Annotated in this window: 1 protein-coding gene; it reads left to right on the top strand. The window is 58.0% G+C overall.

All coding sequences use genetic code 11. From position 1 onward, the window contains the following. Positions 1 to 283: exonuclease domain-containing protein (locus HMPREF2935_RS07475; RefSeq protein ID WP_246817802.1), on the top strand; the 283-nt coding region annotated here is incomplete at its 5' end. Between the last annotated feature and the right edge of the window lie 148 nt (positions 284 to 431).

Genomic DNA, 431 nt, shown 5'->3' on the forward strand with positions numbered 1-431 from the left:
GGACGAGTTCTTCCCCTTCATTGACACCATTGACCTTGCCAAGCAAATACTCGACCGTGGCCCCTACAACCTACCGGCACTCCTCGACCGCCTGGGACTGGACAATCCTGACGCGCACGCAGCAGTAGCCGATGCGACCGCCACAGCGAACATGCTCCACGCCCTCTTCGGGTCTCAGCGCAGCGAAATTGGCCGCAAGATTTTGCGTCAAGGCGAAGTATTCCGCACCACCAACACCTGGTGCACAAGTCACGCCACCCCACTGCTCCCCCGCGAAATATAGAAACCCACCAGCACAAACACCAACCACGGCAGTCCATGCGAACGACTACGCAGATTTCTGCCCGCAGTAGAGAAAGGTAGCTACGTCCCCAGCGTGGGAGTATTGCGAAACCTCCGCGCGCACATTAGCCTAAGACATGACAGCATGG

Origin of the sequence: Corynebacterium sp. HMSC076D02, assembly GCF_001813815.1 — a bacterium.
Lineage (GTDB): Bacteria > Actinomycetota > Actinomycetes > Mycobacteriales > Mycobacteriaceae > Corynebacterium > Corynebacterium simulans.